Annotated in this window: 1 protein-coding gene; it reads right to left on the bottom strand. The window is 47.9% G+C overall.

The window, feature by feature from the left end; all coding sequences use genetic code 11:
* Positions 1-704: IS66 family transposase (locus H3001_RS19170; RefSeq protein ID WP_181215804.1), on the bottom strand; the 704-nt coding region annotated here is incomplete at both ends.

Below are 704 nucleotides of genomic sequence, written 5' to 3'. Positions count from 1 at the left end.
CTTGAAGGCTGTTTCATAACCTGCAAAACCGTCACATTGAAGATATCCCTTGAAGTTATATTGATTTGCCAGGGATTCGATGACCGCTCCGGCCCGTGAGCCTCCGTCGTAATGAAAGATGACCAGTCTCTCCATGACTGATCTTACCATCCAGAGATATTCCTTGTCGGCCTTGTGCTTTTCCCTGTTGATGACCGGAACTGTAGTCTCGTCCACCTGTACATAATCACAGGAGAAGACTTCACGTTTGAGTTCTTCATACAGAGGCTTAAGCAATTCTACGGTTTTCTTGAACCAGCCGTCCAGTGTACTTTCGGTCAGACCTTTCATTCCAAGATGGCGGTATTGCTGTATCTGACGGTAGAACGGGACATGATATTCATACTTCTGAAGCAATATTTCGGCAAGCAGGCTGGTGTCAGCGATGCACTTGTCGACCGGCATTAGCGGCATGGGAGCTATCTCTACGCCTTTCTGTCCGGCCGGAGGAAGCAGGGTACTGTCCTTGAGAGCATATTTGGGACGGATGATCACCTTGACGTAAAGCATTCCCGGCTTGTGCTTGACGACTTTTGTTATCTCTTCGCCTATTCTACGGTATAAAGACAAGTCTACGCCTTTCGGTTCTATTGTATCGGTCTCCAATACGGGCAAGTCCTCTATCATTTTGCGGTTCTGGCGATTTCGTTTTACGTCTTCCACCG

Origin of the sequence: Phocaeicola faecicola (assembly GCF_013618865.1) — a bacterium.
GTDB classification, from domain to species: domain Bacteria; phylum Bacteroidota; class Bacteroidia; order Bacteroidales; family Bacteroidaceae; genus Phocaeicola; species Phocaeicola faecicola.
Note: the sequence above shows the minus strand (reverse complement) of the source record. Positions and strands in the feature narration are given on the sequence as shown.